Below are 23,732 nucleotides of genomic sequence, written 5' to 3'. Positions count from 1 at the left end.
AAGTGGTGGAAGGCACTGGCGGGCGCGAAGGGCTCGCGGGCGACCGCGAACGCGGTCGAAGGGGCCGGCGCACGGGAGGCAAAAGGTCGCGGGGTCGACCGGCGAGCGCATGGTCGAAGGGCCTGGCGCACGGGGAGCTGGAAGGTCAGGGGGCCGGCTCGGGGGGACCGGCGAGCGCTTGATTGAACCCGGCGCACGGGAGCGAAGGCTCGCGGGGCTGCGGCTGGGGCCGCAGCGAGCGCGTGCCTGAAGGCGGAGGGATCCGCGGGGCCGTGAAGCAAGTCTCGCGAGCGAGCAGCGCCGGCCTCGGCGGGGCCGCGGGCGGCGATCGGGGCCGAGGCGGCGTGTTATCCTGCCCGCCGTCGTTCATGGCCGATTCGCCCGCCACGCCGCCCAACTCGCCCGCGTGCCGCAAGTGCGCGTTCGTGTTCGAGGCCGGGATGACGTTCGAACGCTGCCCGAATTGCGGCACGCCGACGCAGGCGCCGCCCGAGGAGCCGGGCCGGGTGATCTTGCCGCGGCTGACCTCGCTGCCGCTGCCGGGCACGCCGATCGGCAGCATCCGCAAGACGCCGGCGAACGCGTCGCTTTCGGGGTTCTTCGTGCCGCCGACGCTGGTCGGCGACCGGCCGCCGAGCGAGCGCAGCGACGCCCCGAGCGCGCCCACGTCGCGGCCGCCGTCGCAGCCGTCGCCGGAGGCGGGCAGCGGCGAAGACGACCTGCCGGCGCCGGTGTCGACGACGCGGCCGTTCACGCTGCCGCGGATCACGGTGCCGCCGCGGGTGGTGGTGCCGGCGGTGATCGACAGCCGCGACCTCGAGAACAGCGCCGAGCTCGACCTGCCGCACCTCAACGAGATGTCGTCGGTGGTCCGCGCGGTGCCACGCCACGACGACGTGGAGGTCGACCTCGCGGACATCAAGTCCGAGACGCGCGAGCTGCCGACGCAGCCCGACGCGCCGCTGCCCCCGCCGCGGCCGCACCTGCAGTCGCGGCGGCCGACGGTGGTGCTGACGCCGACGACGCCGGAGCCGGGCCCGCTGGCCTACGTGGGTTTGCTCGGCCTGTTCGCGGCGCTGGTGGCGAGCTTCTGGTTCTACTACAGCCGCACGCAAGAGGTGTCGCTGGTGGCCGGGTCGTACGCGGCCAAGGTGCTGTCCGACCCGGCGGCGATCCGCGAGCGCGACGAACGGCTGGCGGCGCTGTTCGACGACGACTCGATGGAGGGCTACCTGGCGGCGATGGCGGTCGCGGAGCAGACCGAGGACCCGCTCGGACGCGCCGAGGCGGCGCTGCGGATCCACCTGCGCTACGGGCCCGATCCGGTGCGCGCGGCCCAGGCGAAGTCGTGGCTGACGACGACCGCCCCGCGCGAAGACCTCCGCGCCGGGCGGATCCGTGCCCTCGCCGCGATGGCCGACGGCGATCCGGCGCTGGCGCAGGGGCTGCTGGCCACGGGCACCGAGCCGGGGGTGGCGCTCTACCGCGGGCTGCTGGCGCTGGCCGCCGGCAACTACGCGGCCTCGGCCGACTATGCCTCCGAGGCCATGTCCTTACGGCCAGGTGACCAGGCGGCCCGCTGGCTGATGTTCGCGACCGAGCTGGCGAAGGATCGCCAGGCGACGCTCGACCCGCTGCGCGACGCGACCGACCGCCAGCCGCAGCGACCGGCGCTCGAGCTGCTGCTGGTCGACGCGCTGATCGCCCGCGGGCGCCTGGCAGAGGCGCGCAAGCGGCTCGAGGCGCTGGTGCGCGAGCCGGGGGTGAGCGACATGCATCAAGCCCGGGTGCTGGTGCGTCACGCCCGGGTGGCGGCCTCGTCGGTCGAGGTGTCGCGCAGCGTGTACTGGGCCGACGAGGCGATCAAGCTGGCGCCGCGCGACCCGGAGGTGGTGCACGCGTCGCTGCGGGTGCTGATCGAGGCGGACGAGCTGGCGCGGGCGCAGCAGGGCCTGACGGCGCGCCTGCGCGACGCGCCGGACGACCTCGAGGCGCAGGTCCTCCAGGCCGAGCTGGCGCTGCGGGCGAGCAACGAGAGCGCGGCGTTGCGGGCGATCGAGAAGCTGGCGGCCGAGACGCCGACGCTGATCGAGTCGATGTTCCTGCGCGGCCGCCTGGCCCTGCTCACGGGCAACGTCGACGAGGCGGCGCACCACTTCGAGGCGGCCGCCAAGGCCGAGCCGCCTCACGTGCGCGCGGCGGTCGAGTACGCCCGCGTGCGGCCGCGCGACGAGGCGCTGGACCTGCTCGAGGGGTTGCTGGCGAAGCGCAGCCGCGACCCGACCGAGCGCGCGCGGCCCGACCTGCGGGCGCTGGCGCTGGCGAAGGCCAACGTGCTGGTCGAGCTGGGCCGGCGCGAGGATGCGGTGGCGACGCTCGACGCCGCGCTGGCGCGCGACCCCGACGACAACGCGGCGCAGCTGCGTCGCGGGACGCTGGTGATCGACACGCCGCGCAGCGACGCCGGGCGCGTCGACCTGCTGGCGGTCTACGAGCGCACCGGGGGGTTCGCCGGGCTGATCGGGCCGTTGAGCCGGCTGTACATTCGGTCACGTGAGCTGCGCGCGCTCGAGGCGATGGTGCAGCCGCACCTCAGCGACGTGCGGGCGCCGGACGAGGTGGTGCTGGCGATCGCGCGCCTGCGGCTGGCCCAGGCGGCGGTCGAGGCGGCGGAGTCGCTGACCGACCAGATCTTGCTGCGCTCGCCGGACTCGTGGGAGGGGCACCTGCTGAAGGCGAAGGTGCTGCTGGAGCGCGGCGAGCCGGCGCTGGCGCAGGCCGAGCTGCGGCTCAGCCGGCCTCCCCAGCCCCAAGCGGACGTCGAGCTCATCGCCGGCAAGATCGCCGAGCGCACCGGTCGCCTCCAGGACGCGCTCCCGGCCTATCGCCGCGCGCACCAGCTCGCGCCCACGCTCCACGAGGCCGGCTATCTGTACGGCCGCGCGCTGCTGCAGCTCGGCCGCGCGCAGGAGGCGGTGACCGAGCTCAGCGCGGTGACGCGGGCGACGGAGGCGTTCCCGGCCGCGTTCGTGGCGCTCGGCCAGGCCCAGTACGAGCGCGGCAACTTCGAGGAGGCCCGCCGCCAGCTCCAGCGCGCCGTGACGCTCGCCCCGAACCTCACGGAGGCGCACTACTGGCTCGGCCGCTGCGAACACGACCTGCAGCTCGACGCCGAGGCCGCCGTCAGCCTCGGCCGGGCCGTCCGTGGGGCCGCCCCCGGGACGGCCTGGCTGCCCGAGGCGCACCTGTGGCTGGCGCGCGCCGCGGAGGCTCACGGGGACGTGGCCACCAGCCGCACGGCCTACGAGGAATTCCTGCGCCTGGCGCCCGCGCCCGCGCCCGGCCGGCGCGAGGCGGAGCGCGCGCTGGTTCGCCTCGCCCGCGCCCCCTGAGGCCCTTTACGCGCGGCCCCGGCTTGCCGATACTCGCGGCCCCGCCGGAGGAGTGGCCGAGCGGTCTAAGGCAGCGGACTTGAAATCCGCCGTGTCCGCAAGGGCACCGAGGGTTCGAATCCCTCCTCCTCCGCTACTTCGCTCTCCTGTCCCCCCGGACCCTTTTTAAAAGAATGCTCGCACGGGCTTCTCGCCCCGCGAGACCCGGTCTCGAGAGCACGCTCCGCCGGACCTGCCGTGGCGCGGACCCGAAGTCTCGCCTTCGCTCTGCGAACTGCAGACATGCCCTGGAGGGCATGCCCGGTCGGACATGCCACACGAGACTGCCGTTGCGCGGCCCGAGAGCCCTTCCTCCCGTGTGGAAATTTACGGACATGTTTTGCAGAGCATGTCCGATGAAGCATGTCTCGGAGGACATGTCAGAAAGGTCAGTAGCGCGTGGGCGGCTTGCCCTCTTTGCTGCGGGGCACCCGGCGCTCGAGCCGCTGCTCCCACTCGACGCCGGCGATCGGCACGACGTAGACGGTGGGGCAGACCAGGCGGCGGTCGGTCGAGCCGAGCCGGCGGGCCCAGTACTCGACGTCGACGACCTGGTACGGCACGTCGTCGATGACGACGACCTCGTGGATCCGGGGGACGAACTGCACGTCCTCGGTGGTCTCGGTGCGGAACAGCAGGCGGCCTTCGCAGGCGTACTCGACGTAGGGCATGGTCGGGCGGCCCGAGTCTACCGCGAAGCCTCGCCGAGCAGCGCCGTCCGCAGCGCCTCGGGGGCGTGGATCGGCACGCTGCAGACCTGGTTCCGGCAGACCAGCGCCGCCGGCGGACCCTCGGCGGCCTCGAAGCTCACGGCCATGCGCGCGCGCATGCCCGGCCGGGCCGCCGCGACGGTGCGCGCGAGCTCGGCGACGGCGTCCGGCGAAGGGCCGCGCAGGGTGACGTGGGCCGCCTCCGGGGCCGCGAACTGCGCGGCGGTGATGAGGCTGGCGAACGCGAACGGCTGGCGGATCGCCGCGCCTCCCTGCCGCTCGAGGCACGCCTCCGCGGCCGCACGCGCCCCCGCCGGGGCGACGCCGCCGAGGTCGAGCCGCAGCAGCACCTCGACCATCACCCCGAGGCCGCTCGGGATCGCCGAGTCGTGCTGCGACTCGGTGCGCTCGATCAGCCGCTCGGCGTCGTCCGCAGTGACGTGGAAGCCGACGCCGCCGGACACCGCGTGGTGCGCCAGCGCGTAGCGAGCCAGCTCGGCGGCGGCGTTCTGCCACGCGAGGTCGAGCGTGGCCTCGTGGAGGTCGAGGCAGGCGCGGGCGAGGAACGCGACGTCCTCGAGGTAGCCGCGGGTATGCACGACGCCGTCGAAGTCGACGCGCATGACCTCGCCGTGGGCGCCGACGTGGGCGTCGAGCAGGCGGCGCGCGGCCGCGGTCGCCAGCGCGAGGCAGCGCGCTTGCAGCTCCGGTTCGCCCCACTGCCCGGCGGCCGCGGCGCCGCGGACGAGGCCGGAGATCAGGAGCCCGTTCCAGGAGGTGAGGATCTTGTCGTCGCGCAGCGGCGGGACGCGCTGGTAGCGGGCTGCGAGCAGCTTGGCGCGCAGCGGCGCGAGGCGGACCTCGAGCGCTTCCTCGGTCGTGCCGAGGGCGCGGGCGAATTGCGCCGGCGGCTGGGCGAGGTGGAGGATCGACATGCCGTGCTCGAAGTTGCCGCGCGGGTCGACGCCGTAGACCGCGGCGAAGAAGGCGGCGTCGTCGCGGTTGCCGAGCACCTCCTCGAGCTGGGCCGGCGTCCAGCAGAAGTACTTGCCCTCGACGCCCTCGCTGTCGGCGTCGGTGGCGGCGTAGAAGGTGCCCGCGGGGCCGCGCATGTCGGTCTCGAGGTAGGCGACCGTCTCGCGCACGACCCGGCGCAAAAACCCGTGCTCGGGCCAGCGCAGGCTGGCGTCGGCGTACAGCCCGAGCAGCAGGGCGTTGTCGTACAGCATCTTCTCGAAGTGCGGCACCAGCCACACGCGGTCGACCGCGTAGCGGGCGAAGCCGCCGCGGAGGTGATCGTAGATCCCCCCGCGCCACATCTTCTCGAGCGTCAGCAGCAGCTCGTCCGAACCTGTCCCATCGGCCCGGTTCTGCAGCATGAGGACCTCGAGGCCGGTCGCGTTGGGGAACTTGGGCTGGCGGCCGAACCCGCCCCACTCGCGGTCGATGCGGGCGAGCAGGTCGCGGGCGGCCGTCGCCAGCGGTTCGGGCCCGACGAGCGCGCCCTCGCCGTCCCGCTCGCCGGTGGAGAGCTCGCGGATCCCCTCGAGCAGCTGCTCGGCCTGGCCCTCGACGTCGTCGCGCCGGTTCTTCCACAGGTCCGTGAGCGCGAGCAAAAGCTGGCGGAAGCTGGGCCGGCCGTAGCTGGGGACCGGCGGGAAGTAGGTGCCGCCGTAGAACGGGCGGTGGTCGGGGGTCAGGAACACGGTCAGCGGCCAGCCGCCGCCCTGCCCCATCAGCAGCACGACCTTCTGGTAGATCTCGTCGATGTCGGGCCGCTCCTCGCGGTCGACCTTGATGTTGATGAAGTTCGCGTTCATCAGCGCCGCGGTCTCGGCGTCCTCGAAGGACTCGTGGGCCATGACGTGGCACCAGTGGCAGGCGCTGTAGCCGACCGACAGCAAGATCGGCTTGTCCTCGCGGCGGGCGCGCGCGAGCGCCTCGTCGCCCCACGGGTACCAGTCGACCGGGTTTTCCGCGTGCTGCCGGAGATAGGGGCTCTTGGATTGCGCGAGGCGGTTCATGGCCGGTCTGGAGTGTGCGTGCTCCTCGCCCGGGCGCCGGTCCCCCGGCGTGCGCCGTTCCTCACGCCCCCGCGCGCCGGAGGTCCTCCCAGGCCGCTCGCTTCCCGCCTCCGAGGGCTGGACCCTTTTAAAAATTCTGGTAATGTCCGCGCCCCGCCACCTGGAGAGGTGTCCGAGTGGTCGAAGGTGCCAGACTCGAAATCTGGTGTGGCGAAAGTCACCGTGGGTTCGAATCCCACCCTCTCCGCAAACTTTTCTCCGAGACGACGCCCCACAGCACAACAAGCCAGAACACCCGGAGAGGTGTCCGAGTGGTCTAAGGTGCAAGATTGGAAATCTTGTGTGGGGCAACCCACCGTGGGTTCGAATCCCACCCTCTCCGCACCGGCCTCAACAACCGGCACTTATGCCCCGAGCGACGGCTCTCTCGTAAACCCCGCCAGGACCGGAAGGTAGCAACGGTAGCGAGAGAACGGGTGTTCGGGGCGCTTTTTTTGGTTCTGTGCGCGGCGAACTCGCGGTCCCCCGGACCCGAACTCGCGTCGTCGAGGCAGGCTCAGCCGCGGAACTCGTCCTTCGCCTGCCGGCGCGCCGCCAGCTCCTCGACCGAGCCGGCACGGACGAACGGGTTGGTGGCCCGCTCGTCCGCCACCGTGGTCGGCGTCGTGCGGCCCGGCAACGCCGCGGCTCGTTCGGCGACCGCCCGATTGTCGGGCTCGACCACCGCGGCGAAGCGCAGGTTGCCCGCCGTGTACTCGTGGCCGAACCATAGCCGCGTCGACGGGTCCAGCGCCGCAAGCTGCTGCAGGCTCTTGTGCATCTGCGCGGGTGTCCCTTCGAACAGGCGACCACAGCCGGCGGCGAACAGGGTGTCACCGGTGAACACGTCGTCGGGCTCGCCACCCTCCCCGACCAGCCGCCAGGCGATCGCGCCCCGCGTGTGCCCGGGGATGTGCAGCCCCAACAACCGCCGCCCGCCGAGCACGAGACCCGTGTCGTGCCACGTGTCGGTAGTCGCCTCGACGAACTCGGTCTGCCCGGGGATCCGGCCGCGATCGCTGGCATGCCCTGCCACCCACACGCCTTCCCCCACGAGCTCGTCGATGCCGCCGACGTGGTCGTGATGGTGATGGGTGGCGAGGATCCCCCGTAGCCGCCCGCCCGCCGCCGCGACCGCCCGCGCCGGCGGCTCCGCCTCGGAAGGATCGACCAACCAGACGTCGCCGGTCTCCGGATCGCGCAGCAGATAGGCGTAGTTGTCACGCAGGCACGGGACGGGCTCGATGGTCAGCACCCCGATGTCTTAGCGGAGCCCACCCGCGAGCTCAAGCAGAGCTGTCTTTTGGGTCATCCTCGAGGATGGTACGGCCGGGGCCGCCAGACCCGAGCTCGGCGCGCGCTGTCGGCCGTCCCGACTCGACGGCGCTCTTCGTCCCCTGTCCCCCGGGACAGGTGTTCGTGAGCCGCCGAGTTCGCTCGATCGAGCTCGCCACGCCTGTCCCTCGAGACAGTCTGCCCGCCTCGCGAAAACGAGCGCACGAGTTCGTGCGCTCGTGAAGCGAGCCTTCGTTCGCTCAGCGGCCGCGACCGCCGCCGCCGCCGAAGCCTCCGCCTCCGCCGCCCCCGCGACCGCCTCCGCCGCCGCTGAAGCCGCCGCCTCCGCCGCCGAAGCCTCCGCCGCCGCCGCCTCCGCCGCCGAAGCCGCCCCCGCCGCCGCTGCTGAAGCCGCCCCGGCTGCCGCCGAAGCCCCCGCCGCCGCTGAAGCCGCCTCCGCTGAAGCCGCCGCTCGAGCCACCGCTGCTGAAGCTGCCCCGGCTGCCGCCGCCGCTGAAGCCCCCGCCGCTGAAGGTCGGGCCGGTGCCACGCGAGCCGCCCCAGCCGCCGCCGTCGCCGAACGAGCTGGTCGCGCTGCGCGGCCCGCCGCGCGAGCCCGAGGTCGCCGGCACGTAGGTCGCCTGCGACGACGCGAACCCGCCGGCGCTGCTCGGCCGCGCCGCCCCGGCGGCCATCGTCCCGCGCTCGCCGCCGCCGCTCGTGCCCGGAGGCGCGTAGGTCGGCCGGTACGTCGCGTTCATCCCGCCCGCGCTCTTGGCCGCGCCGGCCGACAGGTTACCTGCCCCCGGGGCCATGTAACCGCGGCCGCCGCCGCCCTCGCCGCCCGGCCGCGCGCCGCCCGACATCGGCATGCTCGGGTAGCTCGCGCTCGCGCCGGCGACCGTGCGCGTGCCGCCCGACGTCCACGAACCTGGCCCTTGGGGCAGCTGGCTCGGGCGCGTGCTCGGAGCCGCGAGGTTGGACGGACCGCTCGCCTGCCCACCCGGACCGAGGCCGCCGCGACCGCCCTCGGGCGCCGCCGCGAGCCCGCGCGGCCCGCTGGCACCCGCGCCCAGGCCCCCGCCCTGCGGACCCGCAGCCAGGTCGGTCGGCCGACCTGACCCCGGGGACATCCCGCCGTTGTTGCCGCCCGGCCGGCTGAGCTTGTCGCCGAAGCCCTGGTTCCCGGTCGGGCCGCCCTGCGACGCGTTCATCGTGTGCCGCGTGCTGCCCGTCGGCCCGCCCTGGCTCGGGGTCGTGTGCCGCACCGAGCCCGGGTCGTGCGGGTAGTAGTTGTAATAGTACGACGGCGGCATGCCCCACGCGTGGTAACCCCAGTAGCCCGGACCGCCCCAGTACCAGCCGTGGCCGTAGAAGCCCCAGCCGTACGAGTACGGGACCCACGGGTAGTAGTAGTTCCACGCGTAGACCAGCGGCGTCGGCGGGCCCCAGTAGTACACCCAGCTGTTGTAGTAGGGGCTGTAGTAGACGAAGTTGCCGTTGATGTTGTAATACCAACGATTGGACCAGTACACGCGCGGGTAGGTCTCGATCGGCTCGGGGTACGTGTGAACGTACGTCACGACCTTGACCTGCTGCCCGTCGCTGAGCGTCTCGGTGCCGACCAGGCCCGGCGGGTTCTCGATGTTGGCCTCGGTCTGCGCCGCCGGATCGGCCGGCGCCTCGCCCGGAATCGCGTAACCGTTGGCCTGCGGCGCCCCCGTCGGCGTGGCGTACGACTCGCTCTGCACGTACACCGTCTCGTAGGCCGCCGGCGACGCGGCCACGGTCCGCGGGATCTCGTCCGGATGGACCGCTCCGGCCCCGACGTTCCGCGTGCAACCGCCAGCGAACGAAAGCACGAGCGCCAGTGCGCTCACAGGGCCGATCCAGGGACGCTTGTTCATGACCGTGACTCCACCTCGGCGAAGGTGCCGAGGTTGACGCCCAAGCCTAGCGTTTATTGGGAGGCAGGGCCACGAACGGGCGCTAACACCGCCTCAACGCCCACCACGAGCGGTGGCGCCGCGCAGCACGAGCTCGCTTCGAGACCCGTGTGCGCCGTCACGGGTGCCGCGCCCCCGACCGTGCGTCCTGATTCCCCTCATCCGCCACCGCGCAGCGTTGACGTGGGTGTGGCTCCAAACCTATGCTCGAGGGTGCGCTCATGAGTGCGGAAATTCACGTCCTCAAGTTCCTGACAGGCAAATACAAGGGCGAAGAGTTTCCCCTCGACCCCGACAAGGACCACTACATCGTCGGCCGCAGCAGCGATTCGGACCTCGTGCTCGCCGACGACGCCGTGAGCCGCAAGCACGCCCGCTTCTTCGCCGAGCGCCAGCGCGTGTGGGTCCGCGATCTCGGCTCGCGCAACGGCGTCCACGTCAACGGCAACCCCATCCAGCGCCACTGCCTCCGCGCCGGCGACCGGATCTCCATCGGCGGCAGCCTCATGAGCGTGGTCGTCGCCAGGCCGAGCCAGGTGGGCGCCGCCCCTCGCGCCGGCGAGAAGAAGCGCCGCGCGCCGACCACGGTCGACTTCTCCAACCGCTCGATGACCGGCAGCATCGAGGAGATCCCGCTGGTCGACGTGCTGCAGTGGCTGGCGGCGAGCCGCAAGACCGGCACCCTCAACGTCCGCAACCTCGACACCGTGCAGACCGGCCGCGTCTACCTCCGCGAGGGCTACGCGTTTTCGGCGACGATCGACAAGAGCGCCGCGGCGCTGCTGCCCGAGAAGGCGCTGATGCGCATGCTGGCGTGGAAGCGCGGCACGTTCGCGCTCGAGAACGCCGCCCCCGAGCAAGCGCCGGCGCAGGAGATCAAGAGCGCCATCGAACACATCCTGATGGAGTCGGCCCGCCAGCAGGACGAGATCCTCCACCTGGCCGAAAAGACACCCGTGCCGACCTACGGCGCCGAGGTGTCGCTGGTCCAGCCGTCGCCCGTCCGCTGGCACACGCTCCCGCCCGAGCAGCTCGACGTCGTGCAAGACCTCGCCGAGGGCCGGACCTGGTCGTTCATCCTCGACTCGTACCCGCAAGACGACCTCGCCCTCACCAAGCTGATCGTCGAGCTGCGCAAGAAGCGAGTCGTCGAGTACCCGTGAGCCCGCCGCAGCTCGCCGAGGCCCTCGCGGCGGCGAACGAACTGTTGCGAGCGCACCCGCTGGCGGCCGCGCGCGTGGTCGCGACGGGCGGCGACTCGCTGGTGCTCGAGGTCCATCACTGCGAGTGGCCGCCGCCCTCGCTGCCGCCGTTCGGGCGGCTTTGCTTCGCCGAGCCGACCTACGTGCAGATGCCGCTGCACCTCGAGTGGGGCACGACGCTGCAGCTGTTCACGGGCGACGTCGCCAGGCACCTGCCGTCGCTCGCGCCGGCGGCGCTCGCCGGCCTGCACGTGTTCATGCTCCGCGCGCACGACGACAGCAGCCCGCCGGCCTTCATCGTCGCCGCGGGCCTGCGGGTCGAGCCGACGCGCTAGCGCTTGCGCTGCTCGAGGCTCGTGCGGATGTCTTGCTCGATCCGCCCGATGCACTCCGGCTTGTAGCTGCGGTACGAGCCGCGGATCGTGCCCTTGTCGTCGACCACGAACGAGAACGGGAAGTTCGGGCTGTCGTACTGCTTGGCCAGGTCCTCGCCGCCGAGCACCAGCTTGGCGGAGATCTTCCGCTCCTTGGCGAACTCGAGCACCTTCTGCGGCTCGGTGTCGGTGGCGACGGCGACCAGCACGGCGCCGCTCTTCTTGTAGTGGCGGATCAGGCGGTCGAACTCCGGCAGCTCCTTGAGGCAGGGCTTACACCACGTGCCCCAGAAGTTGAGCAGCACGACCTTGCCGCGCAGGCTCGCCATGCTGATGTCCTTGCCGTCGGCCGTCTTGAGCGCGAACGGCAGCGCGTTGGTTCCGACGCCGGCGTCGCGCCCGCACGACTCGTCGACCTTGGCGTGCAGCGGCGCGGGCAGGGCGCTGATCGCCGCCGGCTTGTCGGCGGCCGGCACGGCCGCCACGCTCGTCGGCGCCGGCTCGTTCGCGGCCACGGCCTCGCCCGCCGGCGGGTCGGCGGACGGCGCGGGCGTGTCGCTCGCGGGCGCCCCGGCGGCCTCGCTCGCCGGCGCCGGGGCCGTCTCCTGGACCGGCGGCTCGGTCTGCGGCGCCGCCGTCGACTCGGGCGCCTCGCTGGCCTCGCGCTTGCACGCGGGCGCGAGCATCGAGATGGCCGCCAGGACATGTACTTTAGAACATTGCTTGAGGATCATGTTGCTTCGGACTCCAGCGAGCGGCTGATCGCGCGCCACACCTCGCGCAGCTCGTCGGCGCCGGCGCGGTAGGGCAGCAGCAGGCGGATCGTGTGGCCGCCGCAGACGGTGACGAGGACGCCGTGGTCGCGCATCATGCGGTCGCCGACGGCGGTGCCGATCTGCTCGCCGGGCTTGCCGACCTGCACGCCGATCAGCGCCCCGTGGCCGCGGATCTCGTGGACCCGCGCGCACGGCTCCTCGCGGGCGATCGCCTGCAGCGTCGGCAGCTGCGCCGCGGCGGCGGCGAGCAGGCCGTCGCGCTCGAGGATGTCGATGGTGGCGAGCCCCGCGGCGCAGGCGAGCGGGTTGCCGCCGAAGGTGGTCCCGTGGGTGCCCTTGCCCATCGCCTGCGCCAGGTCGCCGCGGGCGAGGCACACACCGATCGGGAACCCGCCGCCCAGGGCCTTGGCGATCCACATCAGGTCGGGCGCCAGCGCCGGGTCGTCGCCGACGATGTGCGCCCACGCCGACCACGAGCCGGTGCGGCCGAAGCCGCTCTGGACCTCGTCGGCGCCGACCAGCGCGCCGTGCTCGCGGCACAGGCCGTGCAGCCCGACCAGGAACTCGCGCGAGGCCGGGTAGACGCCGGCCTCGCCCTGGATCGGCTCGATGAACACCGCCGCGATCGCGGCGCCGTGCTCGGCGAAGGCCCTGCGCAGCGCGTCGAAATCGCCGAACGGCAGCCGCAGCACCCGCGCGGTGGCGAACGGCTCGGCGGGCTCGCTCTCGCCGAGGCAGCGCACGTACGGGTGGCGGTAGGCGGTGTTGGCCGTGCAGGCGAGCGCCCCGAGCGAGCGGCCGTGGAAGGCCCGCTCGAACGCGACGATCGTGTTGCGCCCGGTCGCCCGCAGCGCGAGCTTGATCGCCGCCTCGGTGGTCTCGGTGCCGGTGGTGGCGATGAACGCCCGCGCGTCCGGCACCGGCATGCGGGCGACCAACGCCGCTGCGAAGCGCCGCTGCGGCTCTGTGCTGAACGAGTTGGCGGCCGCGCTCAGCCGCTGCATCTGCGCCGTCAGGGCCTCGACCCACCGCGGGTGCGCGTGCCCGAGCGGGGCACAACCGACGCCGTTCACCGCGTCGAGGTAGACGCGCCCGGCGCTGTCGCGCACGCGCAGCGAGCCGCGCTCGTCGGGCACCGCGGCGTCGAGGACGAGGTCGCGGAGGGCATAGGTCGGCCACCGGAGCTCTTGCATGGGGTGAGTCATGGCAGCCCGGGCGCGCCGGTGCAAGCGCCTCAGAACGTGAGCTCGACGGTCGCGCCGAGCCAGCGCAGGTCGGCCCGCGTCGCCACCGGCCGGCGCGCACGCTCGCGGCGCAGCACCAGGCCCAGGGCCAGCGCAGCCACCCCGACCGCGGCCGTCACCCCGATCGCCACGTTCGTGGCGTCCTGGAGCGCGGAGAACGTGCGATAGAGCGCCGGCTTCTCGCCCTCTTCGCACAGGCCGTCGCACCCGGCATGGGCGCGGTCGCGGGCCACGAGCACGCGCGACCCGAGGATCGCCACCGTCACGCCGCCCGCGAGCGCCAGCGACGTCGTGGTCCAGAAGCCCGCCCGCAGCCCCTTGACCCGCCGCGACTCCTCCGGGACCTGGGGCCCCGCGGGAGGCTTGACCGTGTCCGGCAACCGCACCTCGGGCCGCACGAACCCCGGGAACACGATCGTCACCGCCCCGCCGGCGCGCACGTCGGCGCGGATGTGCTTGCGCTGCCCGGGCGCCTCGCCGACGAACTCGACGTCGAGCGGACCCGGGAGCACGAGCCGCGGGAAGGTGTCCTTGTCGACCACGTCGCCGTTGATCCGGATCTCGCGGATCGCCTCGGGGCTGTCGATCTGCAGCAGCACCTCGCCGAGCCGCTGCCGCAGCTGTTCGCTGCGCTCGATCGCGGTGGCGCGGTGCTGGTCCTGGGTCTCGGCGTGCTCGAGGTAGTCGCGGTACGCCTGCAGCGCCCCGACCAGGTCGCTGGCGCGGTCGAGCGACAGCGCCTTGTTGTACGCCGCGTTGATCGACCACGCCGCCTCGAGCGAGCGCGCGAACGCCTGCGCGGCCTCGGCGTAGCGGCGCTCGTTGTAATGCCGCTTGCCCTCGCGGAAGTACACCAGCGCGGCCGCCTGGTCGGGCACCGACGGCCCCGCGTTCGGCGAGGCCGCCTCCGTCCCGCTCTCCGGCGGCGACGGCGACGATGACGCCGGCGGCGGCGAAATCGGCGCCGCCGATGCCGGTGGCGCAGCCGACGACGGCGCGACCGACTCTTGCGGCGACGGAGGGACCGGCTCCTGCGCGCGCGCGACGGCCGGCGTGACGGTCAGCTCCGCGGCGCAGAGCACGGCCACGGCCCCGCGCCATCGCGAGCGGCCTCGCCTCATCCGCCACCCTTGACGGGGCTGAAGATCGGCTCGTCTTTGAGCTCGCTCTCCTCGCCCTTCTCACCCTTGCTCGCGGGCGGCGTCGCCGGCTCCTGTGCGCCGGCGGCCGGGCTCTTCGCGCTGGGCGGCTTCTTCTTCGGGCCCGGGCTCGCCAGCGTGTGCGTCACCGGCGCGACCGTCGGCACCGGCTTCGGCGTCTCGGGCTGCAGCTCGACGATGAAGTTCTCGTTGTTCATCGGGATCAGGCTGCGCTTGGTCGGCCTGTAGCCCTCGTGGGTGACCGTCAGCTGCAGCTGCGCCTGATCGTCGTAGGGCACCACCAGGCGCAGCGGCGTCACCTGCCCCTCGAGCTGCGGCGCGAGCGCGGCGAGCACGGACTCGGGGCCCTGGTCGATCGTCACCGTCGCCCCGACCGGATCGGTCTGGAAGAACCACACCACCGTCGCCGGCCGGGGCGGCTGCGCTTGCGTCTGCGGCACCGTGGGCGCGGGCGCGGGCGCGGGCTCGGGCTGCGGCGAGCCGGCGCGCGGCAGCAAGAACAGCAGCAGCACCGCCGCCACCGCGGCGCCCACCAGCGGCAGCGACAACCACAACACCCAGGGCCGCCGCGTCGGCACGACCGCCAGCCGATCTGTCGGCGAGGACATGTCGTCCGAGACAGGTGCCGTCCCCCGCGGCTCGGCCAGCACGCGCGTCTGGGTCTGCTCGTCGGCGGTGGCGAGCGGCGGCGACAGCTCGGCGGCCGGCAGCGGCGCCGAGCCGATGTGCGCCGGCCGGACCCGCAGCTCGCCGCGCGAGGCGCCGCGGATCGCCGCCATGCGGTACTTCGCCTGCTCGGCGAAGTGGTGCCGCATGATCGCCCCCAGCGCCCGCCGCGGCTCGCTGGTGTCGCCGCACTCGCGCAGCAGCGCGCGGATGTCGGCCAGCATCGCCTCGGCGCTCGGGTAGCGCTCCTCGGGCGTCGGCGCCAGCGCGCGGCGCAGCAGCGCCTCGACCCCGGGCGGCAGGTCGGGCCGGAAGTCGCGCAGCGGCGGCACCTCGCAGCGCATCACGTTCTCGAGCGTCTCGGCGTCGCCCTCGCCGGCGAACAGCCGCCGGCCGGTCAGCATCTCCCAGAAGATCACGCCGAGCGCGAACAGGTCGGCGGCGGCCGACAGCGGCTTGCCGCGGGCCTGCTCGGGCGCCATGTACGCCAGCTTGCCGCGCAGATGCCCGGTGTGGTTGCTGTTGCGCAGGCCGGTCGCCTTGACGAGGCCGAAGTCGACGATCTTGGTCCAGCCGTCGAAGTTGACCATCAGGTTCTGCGGCGACATGTCGCGGTGGACGAGCCCGTAGGGCCGGCCGTCCGGATCGCGGAGGCCGTGGACCGCGACCAGGCCCTCGCACGCGTCGGCGAGGATCTGCAGGGCCACCGCCAGGGGCAGCCGCTCGTCGGCGGGACGGAGCTGGCGCAGCAGCGCCGACAGCGTCTCGCCGTCGATGTACTCGAGGACCATGAAGTAAAAGCCAGCGTCCTCGCCGAGGTCGAGGATGCCGGCGACGTGCGGGCTGTGGATCCGCGCCGCGATCTTGGCCTCGTCGAGGAACATCCCGACGAACTCGGGCTCGGCCGCCAGGTGCTGGTGAATCACCTTGATCGCGACCACGCGCTCGAAACCTGCGGAGCCCGTGGCGCGTCCGAGGTACACCGTCGCCATGCCGCCGTGCCCCAGCCGCTGCACGACCTCGTAGCGGCCGATCCGCTGCAGCGCGTGCAGCGAGCCGCTCGCCTCGCCGGGTGGCGGCGGCGCGACGTCGGCGTTGCCGCGCGGCAACACTTTCGTCTCGGGTTCGAGCTCCATGGTGCGGACCGACGAGGGCACGGTGCGAACACCCCCGAACAGGGCGATGGTGGCACGATACGTCAATCCCCGGGTGTGATCACGTCCGCGGTCCGGAGCCCTCGCTCACCGCCGCCGCAGCGAACGGTGAGCCCGACGAAGCACGCATTCCACGCAACCCGTGTCACCTCGACGTTCGCTGACGACTTCGTTCCCGAGGCCGCGTACGTGCCCGTCGGCGACGTGTGTTCGGGGAGCGCCGCCGAAGCGTGAACCTCCGCAGCTGCGGAAGGTCAGAATTCGCACCTGTTCATTGCGGCGATTTTTCTGTATTTCACATCACGGTGCCCGGTGTTTGGCCGCGGGCCCGAGCCGAACTTGCCCCTTGCTGCGGGGCTCACAGCTAGGTTAAAATAGCTGAGGAGATCTCCGAGATCTCTCCGGCGCCATAAAATATCTGTGATCCACCATGCTCGACCTCGACCGATCCACCAAAGAGATCGAGCCTCACGGAGACACAGTTTTGCTAGCGATATTCCATACTTGAAGGACGTGACAGCGGTCTCCACCGGGTTGCGCCCCTCGCGCATCCTAGGGCAGTGTGGAATGGGCCTTGCGTGCGGAGAGCGCTTGACGTAGAGGCTGGAGAGCAGGAGCCACCAGGCGAAGGGAGGACAGCATGGCGAAGCGACAGACCCGCAGGAGCATCTCGGTCAAGGGCATCACCTATCAGCGGCTCAAGGACTATTGCGAGTCCACGGGTCTCAGCGTCAGCGGGTATCTCGAAGAGATTATTGCGGAAAAGTTGGATGCGGCCGGCGTGCCGGTACCCACCGTCGTCAAGCCTCGGCCCACGACCAAGCTGATCGAGAACGAGGACATCGTCTCGCAGCACTTCACCTTCTAGCTCTGCGCTGTCGTCGCCGACCCTTCGCCCCTGCTCGAGCGCGCGCGACGACATCCCTTCTTCGCGCGGCGCCGCGCTCGCCGCCTCCCGACGACACGCGGTCGCGACCCTTCGCGTAGCTCCAGGCAGCGGCCCCAGCGGGTCTGTCGGCCGGCGGATCGAGGCGGTAGTCTCGCCGGCGAATGACGAAGAAGTACCTGCGGGCGGCCCGGACACGGTTCTCCCGGCGACGTGCGCTGCAGACGATCGGCGCCCTCGTCGGCACCACCGCGTTCGGCTGCGGTGACGACGGCAGCGGGCCCAGCGGCACCACCGACGGTGGTTCGACCGATCCGACCACCGGAACCTCGACGACCACCGGCGGCGACGGTTCGAGCACGACCGGCGTGCCGACCACCTCGGGTGGCAGCGACAGCGACACCGGCAGCACCGGCTCGACCACCACAAGCGACGATACGACGACCACGACCGGCGACGACACCGGCGAGTCGACCACCGAGTCGCCGGTCAGCGAGTGTGCCGGCAGCGATCTCAGCCCCGAGGAGCTGCTCGCCGGCATCGAGCACATCGTCGTGCTGGTGATGGAGAACCGCTCGTTCGACCACTACTTCGGCGCGCTCAAGTTCCTCGAGGGTCGGGTCGTCGACGGGCTGAACGGCGACGAGTGGAACCCGAGCATCGGCCTCGGCGACGTCACGGTCTACAAGCTGGACGACTTCCAGCCCAAGGACCCGCCGCACGAGTGGGACGAGTGCCACACGCAGTTCAACCTCGGCGAGTGCAACGGGTTCGTGTTCGAGAACGAGAAGAAGAACCCGGGCTTCGGCGAGCAGGTCATGGGCTACCACGTGCGCGAGCAGATCCCCGTGCTCTACGCGCTGGCCGACAACTTCGCCCTGTGCGACCGGTGGTTCTGCTCGGTCATGGGCCCGACCTGGCCGAACCGCTACTACGTCCACGCCTGCAGCAGCGACGGCGGCAAGAGCAACTTCCCCTCGCCGTTCTTGCAGACGCTGTGGCACGCCTGCGACGACGCCGGCCTGACCAGCCGGATCTACTTCACCGACGTCCCGTGGGTCGCGGGCGCCTTCCCGCTGGTCCCGACGGTGTGGGGCAAGCTGGCGGACGGCGTCGACGGCTTCAGCCTCGACGCGCTGACGAACCCCAACGACCTCGACCGCTTCTTCGCCGACGCGGCCGCCGGCGCGCTGCCCAACTTCACCGTCATCGACCCCGGCTTCACCTCCAACGACGACCACCCCGACCACGACATCCAGCTCGGGCAGATCTTGATCGGCTCGATCTACAAGGCCCTCGCCGAGGGCCCGGGTTGGGAGAAGACCCTGTTCATCATCACCTACGACGAGCACGGCGGGTTCTACGACCACGTCGCCCCGCCGACCACCGTCGACGACGAGCCCGAGTTCACCCAGCTGGGCTTCCGCGTGCCCTCGCTCGTCATCGGCCCGCGCGTTCGCAAGGGCTGCGTCGTCAGCACCCAGTTCGAGCACTGCTCGGTCGGCGCCACCCTCATGCGTCGCTTCGGCCTCCCCGCCCTCAACGACCGCATGGCCACCGCCAACGACGTCTCGTCGTGCATCAACCCCGAGTACCTGAACGACCCCCAGCCGGGTCCGCCGGTCCCGCTGGTCGACGTCTCGATCGACCAGATCACCGCCCGCGTCGGCCGTTCGACCAGCCAGCACGAGCTGTTCGACCGCCTCGGCGTCACCCTCGACGAGAACTTCCGCGCCAGGCAGGTGGCCGCCACCTTCCGCCTGCTCAAGCACGCCGAGCGCCTCGGCGTCGCCCGCCTCCGCGCCTGACCTTCGGGACAGCCGAGTCGCCGCATCGACCCGGCGCGCGCGGCATGTCCCGAGGGACAGTCACCTCGCACCTGTCCCACCGGACAGCTCAAAGCTCGCGCCAGCCGCCGCGCCGGCGCATCTCGAACGCGCCGAAGCGGACGTCGAGCACCAGCTCGGCCGCCAGGTACGGGTACCAGCCCTGCATCGTCACCCCGACGCGGCGGGTGCCGAAGCGCAGGTGGAGTCCGCCGCCGAGGCGGTCGCGGACGACGAAGGCCGTGCCGTTCTCGAGGTCTTCCGCGGTGAGCAGCGCCTGCGCCTCGCGGCCGCGGGCCCAGCCGATGTCGAAGCCGCCGGTCAGCCACGCCTGCGACAGGCTCACGCTCGCCATCAAGTACTGGGCCCGGCGCTGGAACTCGATCGTCTGCGGGTCGCCGTCGTCGCGCGTCGGCGGGTACAGCACCTGCTGATAGAACGCCCCGACCTCGAGCAGGCGCCCGCGGTAGAACGCCACCGCCGCCTTCGGCGACCAGTTCGGCCGCACCTGTCCCGGAAGCCAGTGTGCCGTCGCCCCGAGCGTCACGTGGTCGAGCAGCCCGAGCTGCAGCTCGACGCGGTAGAGCTCCGGCAGCCCCAGCGCCACGCCCACCCCGATCACCCCGTGGTCGAGGTAGCGGACCGAGCGCGCCACCGGACGAGTGAGGTACCGCCGCAGCCTCTCGCGTGCCGACGGGCGCGGCGTGGACGCGCTCGCGGGGGTTTGCGGAACCTCAAGTCGCTGCAGCGTCGACTTCGGCGGGGCGACCGACAGGGTGCCGAGCGCGGGCGCCGGCTCCGGCATCGACTGCGGAGCGGGCGAGGCGTGGAGCATCGAGGTCGCGATGAAGATCGAGAGCAGCAACCTCCGAGATTGAAGCGCAAACCGTGAGGATGCTCAACCTTTCGCGGTCTGCACCCCTCCCGCATACTTCGAGCAACGAGCCCACGTATGACCAAGAAGCCACTCTCTCGCGCCATTCACATCGTCGCGGCCAAGCGCACGCCCTTCGGCACCTTCGGCGGCGCGCTGAAGGACTTCACCGCGACCGACCTCGCCGTGGTCGCCGCCAGGGCCGCCCTGCAGGCCGGCGGCGTCAGCCCCGAGGTCGTCGACACCGTGGTGTTCGGCAACGTCGCTCAGACCTCGGCCGACGCGATCTACCTCGCGCGCCACGTCGGCCTCAAGAGCGGCGTCCCGATCCCCGTCCCGGCGCTCACCGTCAACCGTCTGTGCGGCTCGGGCTTCCAGGCGGTCGTCAGCGGCGCCCACGACATCCTCGTCGGCGACGCCGAGATCGCGCTCGTCGGCGGCGCCGAGAGCATGAGCCAGGCCCCGCACGTCGGCCGCGGCCTGCGCTGGGGCGCGCGGCTCGGCGTCGACCTCAAGCTCGAGGACAGCCTGTGGACCTCGCTGACCGACCCGTACGCCGGCTGCTCGATGGCGATCACCGCCGAGAACCTGGCCGAGAAGTACGGCATCAGCCGCGCCGAGTGCGACGCCTACGGCCTGCGCTCGCAGCAGACCTGGGCCGCCGCGCAGGACGCGGGCCGCTTCGACGCCGAGCTCGCGCCGGTCGAGATCAAGTCGAAGAAGGGCCCGACGCAGTTCGCCGTCGACGAGCACCCGCGCCGCGACGCCAACCTCGACACCATGGCCAAGCTGCCCGCCTCCTTCAAGAAGGACGGCGTCGTCACCGCCGGCAACGCCTCGGGCATCTGCGACGGCGGCGCCGCGCTCGTGCTCGCCAGCGAGGAGGCCGTCAAGCGCCATGGCCTCACCTCGCTCGCCCGCATCGTCCAGTGGCACGTCGCCGGCGTCGAGCCGACGATCATGGGCATCGGCCCGGTCCCCGCGATCCGCGGCGCCCTCGCCCGCGCCGGCCTCGCCCAGGGCGACGTCGACCTGTTCGAGATCAACGAGGCCTTCGCCGCCCAGTACCTCGCCTGCGAGAAGGAGCTCGGCCTCGACCGCGACAAGACCAACGTCGACGGCGGCGCCATCGCCCTCGGCCACCCGCTCGGCGCCTCGGGCGCGCGCATCACCGCCCACCTCGTCCACGAGCTCCGCCGCCGCTCCGGCCGCTACGCCGTCGGCGCCGCCTGCATCGGCGGCGGCCAGGGCATCGCCCTCGTGCTCGAGAACAGCTAACCCCTCCTGTCGCAAGGGCCATGTCCCTTGCGGCATGTCCTCGGGAGCATGCGCCGAAGGCCCTGTTCGTCAGGACAGGGCCTTCCGCTCGTCCGCCCTCCGAGCCACGAACCCTGCTTCGCGCCCATGTAGGAGGCCCGGCGACGACGAACGGCGCGCGCGCGAAAGCGCGAGCCGAGCAGCGGGCCGAGCCGTCAGCCACTCGCTGCGACGACGAGCGCAGCCGCTACACGGCGAGATAGACCTGCACGCCGACGAGGACCCCGAGGCCGAGCAGGATCAGCAGCGGCAGCCGCGTCTCGAGGCCGGAGCGGTCGTCGACCTCCCCGAGCGGCCGCACGTGCAGCGGGCCGGTGCGGACGTGGCGACGCGCGACGAACACGTCGACCACCTCGCGACCGGGCTCGGCGGACGTCGCCATGCGACGCACTGCCCTACCCGCCGTATCGCCCGCCAGCTGCACCCTTCTGTGATGCCCCCGATCGGTCGGGGCTGCAAGTTCGCGGCATAACCGCCGGTCTGTGCGCCAGCCCTCGGGCGGCCCGCTCGCCTACCGGCGGGTCGGCTGACCGAGCGCGTCAATCGCGTGCCGGATCGCCGCCGCCAGGTCCGTCGCCCGCGCGCGGACCTCTGCCTGGGTCCTGCCCACGAGCGCGCCGATCATCGCCGCGCCGGCCGCTCCCGCCCGTGCGCACCGGAGGGCCTCCTCGGCTCCGAGGCCACCGATCGCAACCACCGGGTGCGGGGACACGGCGCACACCCGCTCCAGCTCTTCGAAGCCGACAGCGGGCTCCTGCGCGAGTTTGGAGCGGGTCGGCAGGATCGGCCCGAAGCCGATGTAGTCGACGTCCAGCCCCGCCGCGGCCTCGACCTGGGCGCGGGTGTGCGTCGACAGCCCGATCAAGAAGCCCGGCGGCGCCGCGCGACGCAGCTCCATGAGCCACTCGGACCACGGCCGGTCACCTGTCCGCTCCGCCATGTCCTCCTGGCCCAGGTGGACCCCGTGGGCTGCCGCCATCGCCGCCTCGACGTCATCGTCGACGATCAGCAGACCTCCCGCCGCGCGGACCATGGGCGCCAGCTCACGCACCAGCCGCCCGCGCTCCGTCGCGTCGGCCTGCTTGGCCCGCAGCTGCACGATCGTGGGAGCTTTCTCCGGACCGATCTCCATGACCCCGAGCAGGCCGGCCAGCGCCGCCGCCGGCTCGAGCCCACCCGCGTGCGGCAGATCGAGGATCGCGTACAGGCCTCGCCACGCCGGAACTCGCGCCCGCATCTCTCCGGCTTAGCACCCCGCGACGGCCCTGCACAAGCCCGCGACGTCCTGCCTCGCCCGATCTCCGCCCGATCGTACTCTTGCGCTGAGGCTTCATGACCGACCTCCTCGCCGCCCGCGCCCAGATGGCGATGTCGCTGGCCTTTCACATCCTGTTCGCCATCGTCGGCATGGCGATGCCGCTGTTGATGGTGATCGCCGAGCGGCTGCACCAGCGCACCGGTGAGTCGATCTACCGCGAGCTGGCCGACCGGTGGTCGAAGGGCACCGCGATCATGTTCGCCGTCGGCGCCGTCTCGGGCACCGTGCTGTCGTTCGAGCTCGGCCTCTTGTGGCCGCAGTTCATGGCCTTCGCCGGCCCGATCATCGGCATGCCGTTCTCGCTCGAGGGCTTCGCCTTCTTCCTCGAGGCGATCTTCCTCGGCATCTTCCTCTACGGGCGCGACCGCGTCTCGCCGCGCGTCCACCTGCTCAGCGGCGTCATGGTCCTCCTCGCCGGCACCGCCAGCGCCGCCTTCGTCCTGTGCGCCAACGCCTGGATGAACACCCCGACCGGCTTCACCGGCAGCCCCGCCGCCGGCGTCACCGGCGTCGATCCGTTCGCCGCCATGTGGAACCCGGCCGCCTTCAGCGAGGTGCTGCACATGACCTGCGCCGCCTTCGCCAGCGTCGGCTTCGCGGTCGCCGGCATCCACGCCGCCATGCTGCTGCGCGGGGTCAGGCGCGAGCTCCACCGCCCGGCCCTCAAGATCGCCCTCGCCGTCGGCGCCGCCTTCGCCCTGCTCCAGCCGATCACCGGCGACGTCGCCGCCAAGCACGTCGCCGAGCACCAGCCGATCAAGCTCGCGGCGATGGAGGGCCACTGGGACACCGAGCGCGGCGCGCCCTTCCGGATTTTCGGCTGGCCCGACGAACAGGCCGAGGAGACCCGCTGGTCGATCGAGGTCCCCTACCTGCTCAGCTTCCTCGCCCACGGCGATCCGCGCGCCGAGGTCGTCGGCCTGAAGGAGTTCCCGCGCGACGAGCGACCGCCGGTCGCCGTCGTCCACGTCGCCTTCCAGATCATGGTCGGCTGCGGCCTCGTCATGATCGCCGTCGCCGGCATCGGCGCCGTGTTCGCCGCCCGCCGCCGCGAGCTGCCCGCCTGGTACCTGCGCCTCCTCGTCGTCAGCGCCCCGCTCGGCGTCGTCGCCATCGAGGCCGGCTGGACCGTCACCGAGGTCGGCCGCCAGCCGTGGATCGTCCAGGGCATCCTGCGCACCGCCGACGCCGTCACCCCGACCCCCCACCTCGTCATCCCCTTCCTCGCCTTCACCGGCCTCTACGTCCTCCTCGGCGTCACCGTGATCGTCCTGCTGCGCCGCGTGGTGTTCGCCGCCGATCGTCGGCAAGCTGTCCCATACGACATGTCCGATAGGACCTCCGCGGAGGTGCCTCGATGACCTCTTCGCAACTCCGCGGCGACGAAGCGGCCCCCGACCGCTGCCGGGCCCCCGGCAGCGCCGGCCTCCGCTCCCGTCGCTACGCCGCTGGCGACGCTCGCCTGCAAAGGCGCCCATCCGTTCAGCCGCCCGCGGCCGGCGTCCTCCTG

General features: G+C 72.4%; 18 protein-coding genes, 3 tRNA genes and 1 other RNA gene. 11 read left to right on the top strand and 11 right to left on the bottom strand.

Annotated elements, in window-relative coordinates:
- Positions 1-368 precede the first annotated feature (368 nt).
- Complete coding sequence (locus NAEX_RS20030) at positions 369-3,392, top strand: tetratricopeptide repeat protein (protein WP_096329089.1); 3,024 nt, start codon at positions 369-371, stop codon at positions 3,390-3,392.
- Positions 3,393-3,438: 46 nt separating this feature from the next.
- Positions 3,439-3,525, top strand: a tRNA-Ser gene (locus NAEX_RS20025).
- A 295-nt stretch (positions 3,526-3,820) separates the two neighbouring features.
- Here NAEX_RS20025 and NAEX_RS20020 read toward each other — a convergent pair.
- Together NAEX_RS20020 and NAEX_RS20015 are read right to left on the bottom strand one after the other, a co-directional pair.
- The gene (locus tag NAEX_RS20020; RefSeq protein ID WP_096329088.1) at positions 3,821-4,102 is read right to left on the bottom strand and encodes a hypothetical protein; all 282 of its coding nucleotides are present in this window, start codon (positions 4,100-4,102) and stop codon (positions 3,821-3,823) included.
- Positions 4,103-4,119: 17 nt separating this feature from the next.
- Positions 4,120-6,165: a thioredoxin domain-containing protein gene (locus NAEX_RS20015; RefSeq protein ID WP_096329087.1), complete on the bottom strand. Its 2,046-nt coding sequence runs from the start codon at positions 6,163-6,165 to the stop codon at positions 4,120-4,122.
- 162 nt (positions 6,166-6,327) lie between these two features.
- Between NAEX_RS20015 and NAEX_RS20010 the strand changes: the two genes are divergently transcribed.
- The 3 genes from NAEX_RS20010 (at position 6,328) to ffs (ending at position 6,663) form a co-directional block, all read left to right on the top strand.
- A tRNA-Ser gene (locus NAEX_RS20010) sits at positions 6,328-6,412 on the top strand.
- 50 nt (positions 6,413-6,462) lie between these two features.
- A tRNA-Ser gene (locus NAEX_RS20005) sits at positions 6,463-6,547 on the top strand.
- 20 nt (positions 6,548-6,567) lie between these two features.
- Positions 6,568-6,663, top strand: an RNA gene (ffs, locus tag NAEX_RS20000) — signal recognition particle sRNA small type.
- 58 nt (positions 6,664-6,721) lie between these two features.
- On the opposite strand, the gene gloB is transcribed toward ffs, so the two are convergent.
- Positions 6,722-7,456: a hydroxyacylglutathione hydrolase gene (gene gloB / locus NAEX_RS19995; RefSeq protein ID WP_096333668.1), complete on the bottom strand. Its 735-nt coding sequence runs from the start codon at positions 7,454-7,456 to the stop codon at positions 6,722-6,724.
- A 283-nt stretch (positions 7,457-7,739) separates the two neighbouring features.
- Positions 7,740-9,266, bottom strand: coding sequence for a hypothetical protein (locus NAEX_RS52165; RefSeq protein ID WP_177325903.1), 1,527 nt, complete (start codon positions 9,264-9,266; stop codon positions 7,740-7,742).
- A 380-nt stretch (positions 9,267-9,646) separates the two neighbouring features.
- Here NAEX_RS52165 and NAEX_RS19985 point away from each other — a divergent pair, with 380 nt between their 5' ends.
- Both NAEX_RS19985 and NAEX_RS19980 read left to right on the top strand, forming a co-directional pair.
- Positions 9,647-10,588: an FHA domain-containing protein gene (locus NAEX_RS19985; protein ID WP_170135857.1), complete on the top strand. Its 942-nt coding sequence runs from the start codon at positions 9,647-9,649 to the stop codon at positions 10,586-10,588.
- The gene (locus NAEX_RS19980; protein WP_096329085.1) at positions 10,585-10,962 is read left to right on the top strand and encodes a hypothetical protein; all 378 of its coding nucleotides are present in this window, start codon (positions 10,585-10,587) and stop codon (positions 10,960-10,962) included. The genes NAEX_RS19985 and NAEX_RS19980 overlap by 4 nt, the downstream gene beginning before the upstream one ends.
- Here the strand turns inward: NAEX_RS19980 and NAEX_RS19975 are convergent.
- From NAEX_RS19975 to NAEX_RS19955, 4 genes are all read right to left on the bottom strand, one after another.
- Positions 10,959-11,735 carry a TlpA disulfide reductase family protein gene (locus NAEX_RS19975; RefSeq protein ID WP_143140453.1) on the bottom strand — a complete coding sequence of 259 codons (777 nt, stop codon included), beginning with the start codon at positions 11,733-11,735 and terminating at the stop codon, positions 10,959-10,961. The genes NAEX_RS19980 and NAEX_RS19975 overlap by 4 nt on opposite strands.
- On the bottom strand, positions 11,732-12,970 hold the full coding sequence (locus NAEX_RS19970) for an aspartate aminotransferase family protein (RefSeq protein WP_170135856.1): 1,239 nt from the start codon (positions 12,968-12,970) through the stop codon (positions 11,732-11,734). The genes NAEX_RS19975 and NAEX_RS19970 overlap by 4 nt, the downstream gene beginning before the upstream one ends.
- Before the next feature lie 41 nt (positions 12,971-13,011).
- Entirely contained in the window at positions 13,012-13,899 is an 888-nt protein-coding gene (locus NAEX_RS19965; RefSeq protein ID WP_096329082.1) for a tetratricopeptide repeat protein, read from the bottom strand.
- 239 nt (positions 13,900-14,138) lie between these two features.
- Positions 14,139-16,049 (bottom strand): serine/threonine protein kinase, encoded by a 1,911-nt coding sequence (locus tag NAEX_RS19955; protein ID WP_143140454.1) that lies wholly within the window; start codon positions 16,047-16,049, stop codon positions 14,139-14,141.
- Positions 16,050-16,641: 592 nt separating this feature from the next.
- Between NAEX_RS19955 and NAEX_RS19950 the strand changes: the two genes are divergently transcribed.
- Together NAEX_RS19950 and NAEX_RS19945 are read left to right on the top strand one after the other, a co-directional pair.
- Positions 16,642-16,869 carry a hypothetical protein gene (locus NAEX_RS19950; RefSeq protein ID WP_096329079.1) on the top strand — a complete coding sequence of 76 codons (228 nt, stop codon included), beginning with the start codon at positions 16,642-16,644 and terminating at the stop codon, positions 16,867-16,869.
- 182 nt (positions 16,870-17,051) lie between these two features.
- Positions 17,052-18,695: an alkaline phosphatase family protein gene (locus tag NAEX_RS19945; RefSeq protein ID WP_096329078.1), complete on the top strand. Its 1,644-nt coding sequence runs from the start codon at positions 17,052-17,054 to the stop codon at positions 18,693-18,695.
- 88 nt (positions 18,696-18,783) lie between these two features.
- On the opposite strand, the gene NAEX_RS19940 is transcribed toward NAEX_RS19945, so the two are convergent.
- Positions 18,784-19,368 (bottom strand): hypothetical protein, encoded by a 585-nt coding sequence (locus tag NAEX_RS19940; RefSeq protein WP_096329077.1) that lies wholly within the window; start codon positions 19,366-19,368, stop codon positions 18,784-18,786.
- Positions 19,369-19,665: 297 nt separating this feature from the next.
- On the opposite strand from NAEX_RS19940, the gene NAEX_RS19935 reads away from it, so the two are divergent.
- Positions 19,666-20,865: an acetyl-CoA C-acetyltransferase gene (locus NAEX_RS19935; RefSeq protein ID WP_096329076.1), complete on the top strand. Its 1,200-nt coding sequence runs from the start codon at positions 19,666-19,668 to the stop codon at positions 20,863-20,865.
- A gap of 226 nt (positions 20,866-21,091) precedes the next feature.
- On the opposite strand, the gene NAEX_RS19930 is transcribed toward NAEX_RS19935, so the two are convergent.
- Together NAEX_RS19930 and NAEX_RS19925 are read right to left on the bottom strand one after the other, a co-directional pair.
- On the bottom strand, positions 21,092-21,286 hold the full coding sequence (locus NAEX_RS19930; protein WP_096329075.1) for a hypothetical protein: 195 nt from the start codon (positions 21,284-21,286) through the stop codon (positions 21,092-21,094).
- A 129-nt stretch (positions 21,287-21,415) separates the two neighbouring features.
- Positions 21,416-22,141 carry a thiamine phosphate synthase gene (locus NAEX_RS19925; RefSeq protein ID WP_096329074.1) on the bottom strand — a complete coding sequence of 242 codons (726 nt, stop codon included), beginning with the start codon at positions 22,139-22,141 and terminating at the stop codon, positions 21,416-21,418.
- A 95-nt stretch (positions 22,142-22,236) separates the two neighbouring features.
- Here NAEX_RS19925 and NAEX_RS19920 point away from each other — a divergent pair, with 95 nt between their 5' ends.
- Positions 22,237-23,583 carry a cytochrome ubiquinol oxidase subunit I gene (locus NAEX_RS19920; RefSeq protein WP_096329073.1) on the top strand — a complete coding sequence of 449 codons (1,347 nt, stop codon included), beginning with the start codon at positions 22,237-22,239 and terminating at the stop codon, positions 23,581-23,583.
- The last annotated feature ends 149 nt before the right edge of the window (positions 23,584-23,732 follow it).

This window comes from Nannocystis exedens (genome assembly GCF_002343915.1).
Lineage (GTDB): Bacteria > Myxococcota_A > Polyangia > Nannocystales > Nannocystaceae > Nannocystis > Nannocystis exedens.
Note: the sequence above shows the minus strand (reverse complement) of the source record. Positions and strands in the feature narration are given on the sequence as shown.